Genomic DNA, 13,805 nt, shown 5'->3' on the forward strand with positions numbered 1-13,805 from the left:
CTCGATTCAGGATCCAGCGGGTAAGGAAATGCCGGTCGTCGTGGCGACATGCAGGCGATTGCGGCCCGCCTGCTTGGCGGTATAGAGCGCCTGGTCGGCGCGTTCGAGCAGCGATTGGCTGCTGTCGAGGGAGGCACCGGCCGCGCAGGCGATGCCGATACTGGCGGTCACCTGGCCAAAAGGGCTGCCTTGGTGGGCGATGGACGCCATGGCCAGGCACTCCAGCATCAGCCGCGCCACGACGACGGCACCGTCGCAGTCGGTGTCGGGCAGGACCACTGTCATTTCTTCGCCTCCGTAACGTGCCAGCAGGTCGCACGGGCGACGGATGCAGCCGGTGAGCAGGCCGGCGATTCGCTGCAGGCAGGCATCGCCGGCCGGATGGCCGTAGGTGTCGTTGTAGCGTTTGAAGTGGTCGATATCGATCATCAGCAGGGACAATGGCGTCCCACTTCGACGGGCTCTTCGAATCTCCTCGTCCAGCACCTCGTCGAAGCGGCGTCGGTTGGCGAGTCCGGTCAGAGCATCGAGCATCGCCTGGCGTTCGAGCTGTTGATTGCTGTCGAGCAACTGTTGTTGGGTCTCTCTGAGTTCACGCTCTGCGGCGATCCGTCGGCCCATGGCGCGAATCAGCAGCCAGCCGATGGCGCCGGTGAGGGCGAGCAGACCGCAGACCACCAACGCCGACAGTTGCGCCTCGAAGCGCCAGGCCGCGAGCGCCTCGCGTTTGCCCAGGGCGACGGTTGTCACCAGGGGGAGGGTGTCGCTCTTGCGAAATGCATACAGGCGCTCCACGCCGTCCAGGCTGGAGGTGAACGAGGCCGTGCCCACTGACTGATCGACGAGGTACTTGGCATAGATGGGCGATTTGGAGAAGTTGCGTCCCATGTCCTGTTCACGAAACGGGTAACGCACCAGTATCGCCCCGTCGGTGTACGACAGCCCGATGGCGCCGTCCTGGCCCACATCCAGCTGTCCGAACAGGTGCAGGAAGTTCTCCACGCCCAGCGTCACGGCAACGACGCCGGCGAAATCGCCATGGGCGTCGTTGAAGCGGCGGCTGATGGTGATGACCCATTCCTGGTTGGTGCGGCTGCGGATAGGAAGGCCGATGAACGGCTCGCGGGAAGGATCGTCGCGGTGATGGATGAAGTAGGCGCGGTCGCTGCTGTTGGCACCGACGGGCATGGGGCTGTTGGAGGACATGAGCCCGCGGCCATCCTTGTCATAGATGGTGATGCCGCTCAACTGCGGCATCAACGGGTGCTGACGGCTCACCAGCTGGCTCAGGCGTTCGATCTGCGAAGGCCCGCTGCCTTCGGTTTCCAGCCGCTCGATGAGGCCGAGCAACAGCAGCGAGCTCTGTCGCACGATGCCCTCAGAATAGGTGGACAGTGCCTGGGTGAGGTTCAAGGCGTGGGTATTGATGTCTTCCAGTGCCCGCTCGCGAGAGGCCATGACCTTCCACAGTGTCAACGATGCGAGCGAACAACCGATGATCGACAGCAGCAGAACGACGAGGTGGATGTCACGCTTCACATAGATACCTGATGGGAATTCCGATTTCTCTTGCGGGTCGCGAATGCGTGGGGGATTCGCAACGGGCACTCCCGGCCCTGTGCCACACATCAAGCAGACTGACACTGCCACGGGTGGCTAACCTAGCGGTCAAGAAGTAACCAGGTGGTCCAATTGGCGAAATATAACACTGCTTATGTCGGAGTGTCTGACAGATATTATGAAGAATACGTCAGATGACTGCCTGCTGAATCATTGCTTCCAGCAGGCAGCCCGGCGGGGATCAAAGCATGAAAACGGCGATCAATAGACTGGCCAGGGCGAGCAGCTCGAGCTGGTGGCCCTGGGTCAGCCTTGCCAGCCAGTGGAAGGTCGCACCACCTTGCGAAGGCAACAGCCTATGTTCAGACGGCTTGGGCCTGAAGTGCCGGCACGGACGTTTTCTTGAATTCATCGCCGACGATTTCCTGGACCTTGGACACTATGTAGGCCCCGATCGGAATGGCTGAGGTGGCCGCCGGGGAAGGCGCATTGCAGACGTTGACGCTACGGGCGGTGTTGACGAACAGGAAGTCATCGATGAGCTTCCCGTCATTGGACACCGCCTGGGCGCGCACGCCGGCCGGGTAGGGCTTGAGGTGTTTCTTCTCGAGGCTCGGGCAGTACTTTTGCACGGTCTTGAGGTAGGCCCCCTTGAACAGCGAGTTCTTCATCTCGATCAGCCCTGGGCGAAGATTGTCCTTGAGCACTTTGCGGATACCACGGTGCCCCAGCATGTTGCCCAGGTCGCTCAGGGAGACATCGGATTTGCGATAGCCCTCGCGCTTCATGGCCAGCACTGCATTCGGCCCGACGGTGACGGTGCCATCGATCATCCGGGTCAGGTGTACACCCAGGAACGGCATGGACGGGTCCGGGATCGGGTAGATCAGGTGATTGACGATCCGGTTGTGCTCCGGTGGCAGCAGGTAATACTCGCCACGGAACGGGCAGATGGTAAAACCTGGCTCGACACCGAGCATGCGTACGACTCGGTCAGCCATCAGGCCCGAGCACGACACCAGGTAGCGGGTCGTGTAAGTGCCCCGGTCGGTCTGGACGACGATCGAGTCTGCCTGTTCGACCAGCCCGGTGACTTCGGTATCGAACTGCAGGGTGCCGCCTTTTTTCTCGAACTGCTTGGCCATCTGAGCGGTCACCGCAGCGTAGTTCACGATGGCGCTGGAGGGCACGAAGATCCCGCCCAGGCCGACGATGTTGGGCTCGCGTTCGCGAAGTTCGCCGGCCGACAGCCAGTGACGCTCCAGGCCATTGGCCGCAGTGCGCTCCCACAGGGCGCGCATACGCTGCATCTCCAGCTCGTTGGTGGCGACGAGCAGTTTTCCGCAGTTGTCGTAGGGGATGGCGTGCTCATCGCAGAAGCGTTTGGTGGCCTTGTTGCCTTCAAGGCAGAACTTTGCTTTCAGGCTGCCGGGCGTGTAGTAGACACCCGCATGGATCACACCACTGTTGTGGCCGGTCTGGTGCTGGGCTGGGCTGCTCTCTTTCTCGAGCAGCAGCAGGCGCGCCTCGGGGTACTGGTCAGCCAGCTGCATCGCTGTCGACATGCCGACGATACCGCCGCCGATGATCACGAAATCGTACATGAGTCTGTTCCTTGCAGATGGCCCCGGCCCACAGGTGCCGAGGCCATGCTGAGCATCAGTTGGAGGTCTGGCCCCGGTGGTGTTCCATTTTCGGGAAGCTGAAGTAGCCGCGCTGACGCATCAACTCGCGGCGCAGGCCCGGGTGAGCGACGAAGCGGTCACGGCCGTGCAGCCAGAACAGGTTGTTGATCAGCAGGAACGAGCCGACCGGAACCGGAATCGACACCTTGTGCGCACTGCCTTCGAGTGACTCGCCCAACTGGAACAGCCAGGTGCCTTCCTCGTAGTTCTCTGGCTGCACGAACTGGTCGATGTAGCGCATGGTCGGGCGACCCACCGAGTCGGTATCGAACACGGCATGGAATACATCCTCCCGGGTGTTCTTGCTCGGTGGCGCGGTCCAGCGCATCACCCGACGGGCGAGCGGGTGCTTGTAGAAACGGTCCAGGTCAGCCCAGTCGTCCAGGTGCAGCAACAGGGAATTGCCGCCTTCCATGTTCTGCTCGTCGATTTTCATCATCAGTACATAGTCGGTGATCTGGTTCACGAAGGTGCCGTCGTTGTGCAGCTCCATCACCCGGTGTGGCTGGCGCAGGTAGCTGTCGGAGTTATCGACGTTCTCGACCACGAAGCGCGCGTAGAACTGGCCGCTCATGGCATCGAAATTCGATCGGCCCAGCAGATGGGCCACAGCGGTAGAGAGTTTCACCATGTCTTCAGCCTGGGAGACGTTGTCCAGGCCCTCAGGGGTGACCAGCAGGCCGCCAGTGCTGCGATCGAGCAGGGTGTTGACGATGACCGGGCGCAAAGTGCCCTGGCACAGGTCATCGAGGATCTTGCCGAACTGGAAACGCAGGAACGATTTGTACTCCAAGGCCTGGACCGGCCATTGGGCGACCGCGGCGACGAAGGCGTCGACGGTCTCCTTGGCAAAGCGCAGTTCCAACAGGCGCTCGGACTGGGAGGTCGACTGCAAGGTGAAACCGTGCAGCAGGGCAGGTTGCTCGAGGACAGGCATATCGATGTGGGTGAGGGCGTTCATGGCGACTCCTTGTTAACCGGGCGGTTGAGAGGACGGGTCAGGTCGTGGGGCAAAAATATCGCCGAAATTAAAAAATGTCTACATTTTTAAATATCGTCGTAATTATTGTGTTTTGTACACGATCTGCGTGTCTGAACGGAGTCCGGTATGATAGGTGCGCCTAGCAAGAGAGCCCTCTGGATGGACCACACAGACCTCGCTGAAACCACATCAGATGCTGCCTATTCGCGCTTGAAATCCGACATTCTCCGTGGCGTCTTCCGCCCCGGTGAAAAACTCTTGATGAGCGCCTTGAAAGACCGTTACGCCGTCGGTGTGGGGCCGATGCGCGAGGTGTTGGCGCGGCTTGTGGCGGAGCGGTTGGTCAGCGCGATCAACCAGAAGGGCTACCGGGTGGCACCGATGTCGTTGGACGAGATGCTCGATGTCTACACCGCCCGGGCTCACCTGGAGGCCTTGATCGTGGGGTTGGCGGTAGAGAAGGGCGATGAAGCCTGGGAGGCGTCCATCGTGGCGTGTTCGCACACACTGTCGAAGGTGGTCGAGTTGCACAGTCCGCAGGAAATGGTCGATATCTGGGATGCCCGGCACAAAGCCTTCCACAATGCCATTGCCAGTGGTTGCGGCTCCAAGAGCCTCCTGCAGGCGCGTGCCTTCCTGCAGGATCAGGCCGAACGCTACCGGCAGATCTGGCTCAAGCGCACGGTGTTGTCCGAAGCGGCGTTGCGGCTCAAGCGCGAAGAGCACGCCGAACTGGTCAGTACCATCCTGGGGCGCGATGCCGCCAAGGCCAGCAAGATGATGCTGGAGCATTTGATGACGCCGGTGCCGATCATCACGCAGATCATCGAACGCGAATCCGACATCTTGTAGCCAAACAGCAGGCGAGTGCTTCGCACTCGATCGCAGGCTGCGCCAGCGTCCACGAACCCTGGCGCAGCGCCCCCAGTGTAAAACCGCCTCACTGGATAGGAGCTGGCCTCAGTCTCCCCGGCGAAAGCTTGGTCCTCTGTTGTAGGCGCTGGCGAAGCCTACGATGGCCGCGCGCCTGACGTCCCCCGACCTCATCTGAATCCCTGGCTATGGGTGGCAGCCGTTTGCTGCGCCTGGCTTGACGCGTGAAATTTTTCATGTATTTTTTCATGAAAAATAAATCCAATAATTTCACGGCTGCCTCTGAGCGATGAAGATGGACGAAGAAGTTGAAGCCTTGGCGATCCTCATTCATGACCTGCGCAAGTTCAAGAATCTGACGCTGGGCGAGCTGGCTGAACGCATCGACCGTTCGGTTGGTTTTCTTTCCCAAGTTGAACGGGGTGTTTCGCGCCCGACCGTGGCCGACCTCACCGCCATCAGCGAAACACTCGGCGTCTCGACCGCGTATTTCTACAACCTGAGCAAGCCCCGCGCCGTCAGCTGGGTGACCCGCCCTCATGAGCGGCGCACGTTGTACTTCGGTTCGGGTATCACCGATGTGCTGGCCTCACCGACGATCTCGGGCGCCTTCTCGATGCTCGACAGCCGCCTCGAGCCTGGTGCGAGCAGTGGCCCCGAGCACCTGAGCGATCGTTCGGAGCAGGGCTGCTTTGTGCTCGAAGGCGAACTGACGGTCTGGCTGGACGACGGCGATGCCGTGACGCTGCACGCCAACGACAGCTTCCAGCTGCAACCTCATGCGCGTTTGCGTTACGCCAACCTCACGGACAGGCTCACCCGCGTGCTCTGGGTCTTCAACTGAATTCGTTTCACCTCACAAGGACAAGAAGATGAGTGTCATCTTTCCGGATCTGCTGACTGAAGTGCGCGCTTTTCGCGCCCAACACCCAGACGTGCGTTACGTCGACCTGATTGCGCTGGATATTCCCGGGCATTTTTATGGCAAGCGCTACCCCATGGACATGCTGGAGAAAGTGGCTGCAGGCGCGCCTTTGAAGTTGCCGCAGAACTGTGTGTTGCTGGGGACCCAGGGCGGCCTCTACAAAATTGGCGACTATTGCTTTGCCGATGGTGACCCGGATGCACCGCGGCGCCTGGTGCCTGGCACCCTGAAACCGGTGCGCTGGGAAAAGGAGGCGATCGCCCAGATGATGATCACCTCCGATGGCACCGCCAAGCCCATCGAGTTCGAGCCCCGCGAAGTGCTGGCCCGGGTGCTGCGACGTCTGGCCAGTCGTGGCATTCGTCCGGTGGTTGCCTTTGAGCTTGAGTTCTACCTGTTCGACCGCGCGCTCAAGGACGGCCTGCCGCAGTACCCACGCGATGTCGCTACCGGCGACCAGGACGACCAGCCGAACATGCACATCGAACGGCTGTCGCGGTTCTCGTCCGTGCTGCATGAGATGGTGGATGTCGCCAACGAGCAGGGTGTGCCGGCGAACGTCATCACCGCGGAACTGGGCCCTGGCCAGTTCGAGATCAACTTCTCCCACAGTGACGACGCGCTGAGCGCGGCGGACTGGTCAGCCTTGTTCTGCCGCAGTACGCGCGGTGTCGCCATGAAACATGGCTATCGCGCCAGCTTCATGAGCAAACCTTACCTGGACGCACCGGGCAGCGGCATGCATGTGCATGTCAGTCTCTACGATGAGGCCGGCAACAACCTGTTGGCCGGTTACGGACAACGCAACCTGCGCCATGCCGTCGCCGGTTGCCTGGAGCTGCTGCCCCACTGCATGCCGATCTTCGCCCCTAATCACAACGCCTACCGCCGCTACGGCGCCATGGTCAACGCCGCGAGTGTGGCCAGCTGGGGCTTCGAGGACCGGGATGCGTGCATTCGCATTCCCGAGTCCGATCCACGCAACCTGCGCATCGAACACCGCCTGGCCGGCGCCGATGCCAACCCGTACCTGGTGCTGGCGGCCATTCTCACTGGCATGGAGCATGGCCTTGATCGCGGCGTGGAGCCCATCGCACCGCTCAATGACGATCGCACGAGCGGTATCGATTTCCCCAAGGATGCCCTGAGCGCGGTGGCTGCGATGCGCAACCATCCGGTGGTCAACGAGGGGCTGGGCAGTGAGTTCGTGATGGTCTATTGCGAAAACAAACGCCAGGAACAACTGGATTTCATGAACGCCATCAACGCGCGTGAATATCGCTGGTTCTTGTGAGCATCCGTTTCACCCAACTGCGCCCCACTTTCTTAATCAGTTTGAATAACTCGCAATATTGATTTGCCGGAGGATGATATGCCACGCGTGCCCGTTATCGGCATCACTGCATGCACTCGCATGATTGAACAGCATGCGACCCAGACGATCAGTGAGAAGTATGCGCGCGCCGCGGCCAAGGCGGCGTGTGGCTTGCCCATCGTGATTCCCAGTCTCGGTGAACTGATGGATACCGCCGACATCGTCGACACAGTGGATGGGCTGATCTTCACCGGCTCGCCGTCCAACATCGAACCATTCCACTACAACGGCCCGGCCAGTGAGCCGGGCACCCATCACGATCCGTTGCGCGATGCCACGACGTTGCCGCTGATGCGTGCGGCCATCGCCGCTGGTGTGCCGGTGCTCGGCATCTGCCGGGGTTTCCAGGAAATGAATGTGGCGCTCGGGGGCACCCTGCACCAGAAGGTCCATGAGACCGGTCTGTTCATGGATCACCGCGAAGGCAAGGACGAGCCTGTGGACCAGCAGTATGGCCCGCGCCACGCAATGCATATCCAGCCAGGCGGCCTGATGGACCGTATGGGCTTGCCCGCGGTCATCGACGTCAACTCCATCCATGGCCAGGGCATCGATGTGCTGGCGCCGGGGCTGAGAGTGGAGGCGTTGGCACCGGATGGGCTTGTGGAAGCGATCTCGGTTGAAGGCAGCAAGAGCTTTGCCCTGGCCGTTCAGTGGCATCCGGAGTTCCGGGTACTTGAAAACCCGCATTACCTGACGATCTTCCAGACCTTTGGCAAAGCCTGCCGGCAACGCTCGGTATTGCGTCAGTTGATGTTGAAAACCGCCTGAGCCGTGAACGCTATTGAAACGTTGAATGTTATTACGCAGCCCGGCTGCGCCTCGTTAAGGAGAGTAATAAATGAGTGAAAAGAATTCCCAGACGCTTGCCTGGCAAGCCATGAGCCGAGACCATCATCTGGCGCCGTTCAGCGACGTCAAGCAACTGGCCGAGAAAGGCCCGCGCATCATCACCTCGGCCAAGGGCGTTTATCTTTGGGACAGCGAAGGCCACAAGATCCTCGACGGCATGGCGGGCCTGTGGTGCGTGGCCGTCGGCTACGGTCGTGACGAACTGGCCGACGTGGCTGCCCGGCAGATGAAAGAACTGCCGTACTACAACCTGTTCTTCCAGACCGCGCACCCGCCGGCGCTGGAGCTGGCCAAGGCAATCGCCGATGTGGCCCCGCAGGGCATGAACCATGTGTTCTTCACCGGCTCCGGCTCCGAAGGCAACGACACCGTGCTGCGCATGGTTCGCCATTACTGGGCGATCAAGGGCAAGAAGGACAAGAAGGTCATCATCGGCCGCATCAACGGCTACCACGGCTCCACCGTGGCGGGTGCCGGCCTGGGCGGCATGAGCGGCATGCACCAGCAGGGCGGTTCGCTGCCGGATATCGTGCATATCCCCCAGCCGTACTGGTTCGGTGAAGGCGGCGACATGTCCGAGGCCGAGTTCGGCGTGTGGGCGGCTGAACAACTGGAGAAGAAGATCCTGGAAGTAGGCGAGGACAATGTCGCCGCCTTCATCGCCGAGCCGATCCAGGGCGCAGGCGGCGTGATCATTGCGCCGCAGACCTACTGGCCGAAGATCAAGCAGATCCTGGCCAAGTACGACATCCTGTTCGTGGCTGACGAAGTGATCTGTGGCTTTGGCCGTACCGGTCAGTGGTTCGGCACCGACTACTACGACCTCAAGCCCGACCTGATGACTATCGCCAAGGGCCTGACCTCCGGCTACATCCCCATGGGCGGTGTGATCGTGCGGGACGACGTGGCCAAAGTGATCAGCGAAGGCGGCGACTTCAACCATGGCTTTACCTATTCCGGCCACCCGGTGGCAGCGGCGGTGGGCCTGGAAAACCTGCGTATCCTGCGCGACGAGAAGATCATCGAGCAGGTGCGTGACGTCACTGCACCGTACTTGCAAAAACGTCTGCGTGAACTGGCCGATCACCCGCTGGTGGGTGAAGTGCGTGGCCTGGGCATGCTCGGCGCGATCGAGCTGGTCAAGGACAAGGCCACACGGGCCCGCTACGAAGGCAAGGGCATCGGCATGATCTGCCGCCAGCACTGCTTCGACAATGGCCTGATCATGCGCGCCGTGGGCGACACCATGATCATCGCACCACCTCTGGTGATCAGCACCCAAGAGATCGACGAGCTGGTGGAAAAGGCCCGCAAGTGCCTGGACCTGACTTACCAGGCTGTCCAGTAAGCCTGCGGCACCTCGGCAGGCTCCCTGCCGAGGTGCTCTTCAGGCATCGTGCCCGCCCAGTCCGTCCCCTTCGATCCTTGATCTTGCCTTGCACGGCCCACTCCAATACCCTCCGTCGACACCATCGCTCCCACCGCCAAGACCACACGATGAAAGTGCACGAAGAAATTGAAGGGCTCGCCATACTCATTCGCGATCTGCGCAAGTTCAAGGGCTTGACTCTGGGCGAACTCGCGCAACGCATCGGTCGTTCGGTGGGCTTTCTATCCCAGGTCGAGCGGGGCGTGTCACGCCCAACCGTGGCGGACCTGACGGCGATCAGCGAGACGCTGGGGGTCTCGACGGCCTACTTCTATAGCCTGGAAAAACCCCGCGCGCTCGACTGGGTCACGCGACCGGATGAGCGCCGTACGCTACATCTGGGAGGGGGGATTACCGATGTGCTCGTGTCGCCCACCATCGCCGGTGGTTTCTCGATGCTCGACAGCCACCTCGAACCTGGGGCCTCGAGCGGGGAAGAGTATCTGGACGACAGTTCGGAGCAGGGCTGTTTCGTGCTCGAAGGCGAACTGACTGTCTGGCTGGATGACGGCGACCCGGTGACGCTCCACCCCAATGACAGTTTCCAGCTCCAACCTCACGCGCGTTTCCGTTATGCCAACCTGACGGACAAGCCGACCCGCGTGCTCTGGGTGTTCAACTGAGGGCTCGTCCAGCGCCTAGAGCTTCCCTCCTATCGGATATTCCACCGCCAGGCGTATCTGGTCGGCATCCAGTTCTGCCTGTGCGGCATTGCCCCGGTGCACGTTGTGCCGCAGCGAAAACACCATGCCCTTGGCATTGCCGCTCTGCACCACATACCGCACCTGTAGGTCCCGCTCCCAATGCTTGCCGCCTTTGCCGTAGCCGAGGTAGGCGTAACCGCCGTCCGGGTCGGCATGGGTGCCGTCGATATCGAACCCGCGCACATACAACGCCGTCAGGTCCAAGCCGGGCACGCCGTAGGGGCCCAGGTCCAGGTCATACCGCGCCTGCCAGGATTTTTCGTTCGGTGCGTTGAAGTCGGACAACTGCACCGCATTGCCGAGGTAGATCGCACCCCGGGTCACGTAGTCGAACGGGGTGCTTCCATCGACCTGTTGCCAGCCGAGGCTGAACGTATGCGGGCCGTCGCTGTAGCGGGACACCAGGCTCCAGGTGGTGTTGTCGATACGGCCTGACAAGGCGTCTGCGGTATTGGTGGTGCGGTACAGGTTCAGGTCCAGGCCCAGGCTGCGTCGATCATCCAGAGCATGGCTCAAGGTGCTGCCGAAGTAGTGCTGGTTCCAGGTGTCTTCGTAGCGCGAGGTATAGAGGCTGGCGCTGACCCGGGCATTGGGAGCCCACACCATGCCGGCCAGGTCGAACGTGTTGCCTTGACGGGCATTGGTGTAGTTCACCACGAAGCCTTGGTCGTGGCTCGACGCATTGCGGTCGGTGTTTTCGTTGAAGTGACCTGCGACCAGCCTGAGCGTCGGGATCTCTTTACTGTCGAGAAACCACCCGGTGGCGGTCTCAGGCAGCAGGCGGCTGTCGGATGAACTGAACACGGGCGTCTTGATCCGTTGTTCGCCATACGACAACACAGTGTTGGAGAAACGCAGTTTCACCGCCGCACCGCCACGGCCGTATTGCGTTTTCGGATGGCCGTCGTTGTCCAGCGCGAGCAAGCGCGCCTTGCCGGCGCGGCCGCCGCCGCTGTCGAGTTGCACGCCGAGGTAGGCGTGCGCGTCCAGGCCGACACCGACTCGCCCTTGGGTGAAACCGGACTGAAGACTACCCATCAGGCCGTAGGCCCATTCTCCGGCCTGGTCGCTGCGTTCGCGGCGCGGCTTGAAGGCGTTGCGGGCACTGCTGTTGCTGGAGCCATGGCGATAGTCGCGCTGGTCGAGCACGCTGCGGTTGAGCACGCTCCAGGTGCTGCCGTCGAGGAACCCTTCGGCGTGCGATTGCGCGGCGTCGGCCATTGCCGCAGACGAGGCGCCTGCCAGCGGCAGCAGCAGGGCGATGCGATTGAACAGGGTCATCGCTGTGACTTCTACAAATACTTGAGCCAGGCAATGTCACGTCGCCGCGCCTTGAGGCGGGCGAAGCTGCGCACCGGCAGGTACAGCGCAATGGCCAACAGCAAGGCGACCAGCCAAACCGCGCCGATGCCGTCGAAGCCGAAGTAGTCACCCTGGTTCAGCCCAAACAGCGCGACGCAGGCGAGGTATAGCAGCTTCAACACATACAGGTGCAGCAGGTAGAAGAACATCGGCGCGGCGCCGAACACCGCCAACGTACTGATCCAACGGGCGCTGCCCGCGCGTTCGAAGCCACGCAGCACCAGCAGGCCGATGCCCAGGGTCAATGCCAGGAACAGCAGCGATGGTGGGTACTTGGTGATGTTGAAGACACTCATCAGCGTTTGCGTGGCGGTGGGATAGCCACTCCAGGGCGCCTCGCCGTAGCCATTGATCATACGCAGCACGGCGAAGCCGAGCAGGGCAGCGGCACCTGTGAGCAGCAGTCGCTGCTGGCGCTCACGGGCATCGCTGCCACGGCCGAACCATGGGCCCAAGCCATAGCCCAGGGCGATCACGCCGATCCACGGCAGCACAGGATATGAAGTGCGCAGACGCAAGTCCTCGGAGACCACCAGCCAACCACGGTCATGCAGGATCGCCCACGGCACGTGCAGGGCCGACTCTGGCCCGAAGTGCAGGCCATCGAGCAGGTTGTGCCCGGCGACGATCACCAGGCCCAGCGCCACCAGCGCAGGCCGCGGCAGCCATACCAGCAGCGACAGGGCGATCATGCTCAGGCCGATGGCCCAGATCACTTGCAGGTAGATCACGCTCGGCGGCAGTTGGAAGGTCCAGGCGAAGTTGACCAGGGTGAACTCGAGCGCCACCAGGAACAGCCCTCGCTTGAACAAGAACACCGCCGCAGCGCCTTGGCCCTGGTGCTTTTCGCCGTAGAGCCAGGCCGAAAGCCCCGTGAGCAGCACGAACACCGGGGCGCACAGATGGGCCAGGGTGCGGCTGGCGAACAGGCCGGGTTCGGTCGTGTCGATGTTCATCGGATCGCCGACCTGGTGATGCAGGAAGAACGTCTCGCGCACGTGGTCGAGCAGCATGAACAGGATCACCAGGCCACGCAGGGCGTCGATGCTCTGCAGGCGCTGGGTGGTTTGGGTAAGGGCGGGAGGGGCACTGGTCATGGGCGAGGAGATAATCAGTATGAATGAAACGTTATCTTATAACGTAAATTCATGCCGTGGCTATCGCCTTGGTGATCGGGACTCCAAGCAAGCCCGCGCGAGGCGGGCGTGCTTGGGGGCGTTTGAGTTCACCGCCCTTGCGGCATCTCTCCCTTCGCCAGGCGTGCATTGATGTCGGCGATGACCTCAGGTAGCTCGGCGATGGTGTCGATCAGATAATGTGGACGCGAGCCTTCGAACAATCGACCGATGCGCAGGCGCTCCTGCGCCAGCCGGTCCGCCGGCAAGGCCTTGTACTGGGCGTAGGTCAAGCCCAAGGCATTGCCCGAGCAGGTGAGGGCGACAGTCCACATGCCGGCGCGCCGGCCCTCGAGAATGCCCGGCCAGGTGTCGTCGACCTTGACGCAGGCCGCGACGTCCTCGATGCCCAGCGCAATCACGTTGGCCAATGCCTGGGCCGGGTGAGGGCGGCCATTGGGGACTTCATCGGTGGCCACTACATGGTCGGCTTCATAGCCGTTGGTCTTGGCCAGGGCAACGACCTTTTCCATCACCACCGCCGGATAACCGGAGCACGAGCCGATCTTCAGGCCTTGCGCACGCAGTTGCATGATGGCTTCCAAGGCGCCTGGAATCAGCGCCGAATGTTCGGCGATCTTCTCGATCTGCAACGGCATGAAGCGGTTGTAGATCGCCGTCACGTCCTGGTCGGTGGGGTAGCGGCCAAAGACCGCGTGATAGCGCTCGGCGATCTGCGGCAGGTCGCACAGGGTGCGGATGTGGTCCCACTTGCCCATGCCCATCGGGCCGCGTGCTTCTTCCAGGCTGACCTGGACGCCGAATTCGGCGAACGCCTCGACGAAGATCTGGGTCGGCGCGAAGGAGCCGAAATCGACGACGGTGCCGGCCCAGTCGAGCACGACAGCCTGCAGTTTGCTGGGGGTGTGATAGTTCATGGTGT

At 61.8% G+C, this 13,805-nt stretch carries 12 protein-coding genes; 6 read left to right on the forward strand and 6 right to left on the reverse strand.

Going from position 1 to position 13,805, the window contains the following annotated elements; translation table 11 throughout:
- Positions 1-6 precede the first annotated feature (6 nt).
- From BLS27_RS10800 to glaH, 3 genes are all read right to left on the reverse strand, one after another.
- Positions 7-1,539, reverse strand: coding sequence for a sensor domain-containing diguanylate cyclase (locus BLS27_RS10800; RefSeq protein ID WP_043208981.1), 1,533 nt, complete (start codon positions 1,537-1,539; stop codon positions 7-9).
- 383 nt (positions 1,540-1,922) lie between these two features.
- On the reverse strand, positions 1,923-3,164 hold the full coding sequence (gene lhgO / locus BLS27_RS10805; RefSeq protein WP_090344668.1) for an L-2-hydroxyglutarate oxidase: 1,242 nt from the start codon (positions 3,162-3,164) through the stop codon (positions 1,923-1,925).
- Positions 3,165-3,219: 55 nt separating this feature from the next.
- On the reverse strand, positions 3,220-4,206 hold the full coding sequence (gene glaH, locus BLS27_RS10810) for a glutarate dioxygenase GlaH (RefSeq protein WP_043208977.1): 987 nt from the start codon (positions 4,204-4,206) through the stop codon (positions 3,220-3,222).
- 180 nt (positions 4,207-4,386) lie between these two features.
- Between glaH and csiR the strand changes: the two genes are divergently transcribed.
- The 6 genes from csiR to BLS27_RS10840 all read left to right on the forward strand — a co-directional run bounded on the left by csiR (position 4,387) and on the right by BLS27_RS10840 (position 10,304).
- Positions 4,387-5,079, forward strand: a complete 693-nt coding sequence (gene csiR / locus BLS27_RS10815) for a DNA-binding transcriptional regulator CsiR (protein WP_090344670.1) — start codon at positions 4,387-4,389, stop codon at positions 5,077-5,079.
- A 310-nt stretch (positions 5,080-5,389) separates the two neighbouring features.
- The gene (locus BLS27_RS10820; protein ID WP_043208973.1) at positions 5,390-5,944 is read left to right on the forward strand and encodes a helix-turn-helix domain-containing protein; all 555 of its coding nucleotides are present in this window, start codon (positions 5,390-5,392) and stop codon (positions 5,942-5,944) included.
- A 28-nt stretch (positions 5,945-5,972) separates the two neighbouring features.
- Entirely contained in the window at positions 5,973-7,319 is a 1,347-nt protein-coding gene (locus tag BLS27_RS10825) for a glutamine synthetase family protein (protein WP_090344672.1), read from the forward strand.
- Positions 7,320-7,397: 78 nt separating this feature from the next.
- Complete coding sequence (locus BLS27_RS10830; RefSeq protein ID WP_043208971.1) at positions 7,398-8,171, forward strand: gamma-glutamyl-gamma-aminobutyrate hydrolase family protein; 774 nt, start codon at positions 7,398-7,400, stop codon at positions 8,169-8,171.
- Positions 8,172-8,241: 70 nt separating this feature from the next.
- Entirely contained in the window at positions 8,242-9,600 is a 1,359-nt protein-coding gene (locus tag BLS27_RS10835) for an aspartate aminotransferase family protein (RefSeq protein ID WP_090344674.1), read from the forward strand.
- A 149-nt stretch (positions 9,601-9,749) separates the two neighbouring features.
- Positions 9,750-10,304, forward strand: coding sequence for a helix-turn-helix domain-containing protein (locus tag BLS27_RS10840; RefSeq protein ID WP_043208966.1), 555 nt, complete (start codon positions 9,750-9,752; stop codon positions 10,302-10,304).
- A gap of 15 nt (positions 10,305-10,319) precedes the next feature.
- On the opposite strand, the gene BLS27_RS10845 is transcribed toward BLS27_RS10840, so the two are convergent.
- The 3 genes from BLS27_RS10845 to phnX form a co-directional block, all read right to left on the reverse strand.
- Complete coding sequence (locus tag BLS27_RS10845) at positions 10,320-11,666, reverse strand: OprD family porin (protein WP_090344676.1); 1,347 nt, start codon at positions 11,664-11,666, stop codon at positions 10,320-10,322.
- Positions 11,667-11,677: 11 nt separating this feature from the next.
- Entirely contained in the window at positions 11,678-12,844 is a 1,167-nt protein-coding gene (locus tag BLS27_RS10850) for an acetyltransferase domain-containing protein (RefSeq protein WP_090344679.1), read from the reverse strand.
- A 128-nt stretch (positions 12,845-12,972) separates the two neighbouring features.
- Positions 12,973-13,800 carry a phosphonoacetaldehyde hydrolase gene (gene phnX / locus BLS27_RS10855; protein WP_090344682.1) on the reverse strand — a complete coding sequence of 276 codons (828 nt, stop codon included), beginning with the start codon at positions 13,798-13,800 and terminating at the stop codon, positions 12,973-12,975.
- Between the last annotated feature and the right edge of the window lie 5 nt (positions 13,801-13,805).

It is taken from the genome of Pseudomonas guariconensis (genome assembly GCF_900102675.1).
Classification (GTDB): Bacteria; Pseudomonadota; Gammaproteobacteria; order Pseudomonadales; family Pseudomonadaceae; genus Aquipseudomonas; species Aquipseudomonas guariconensis.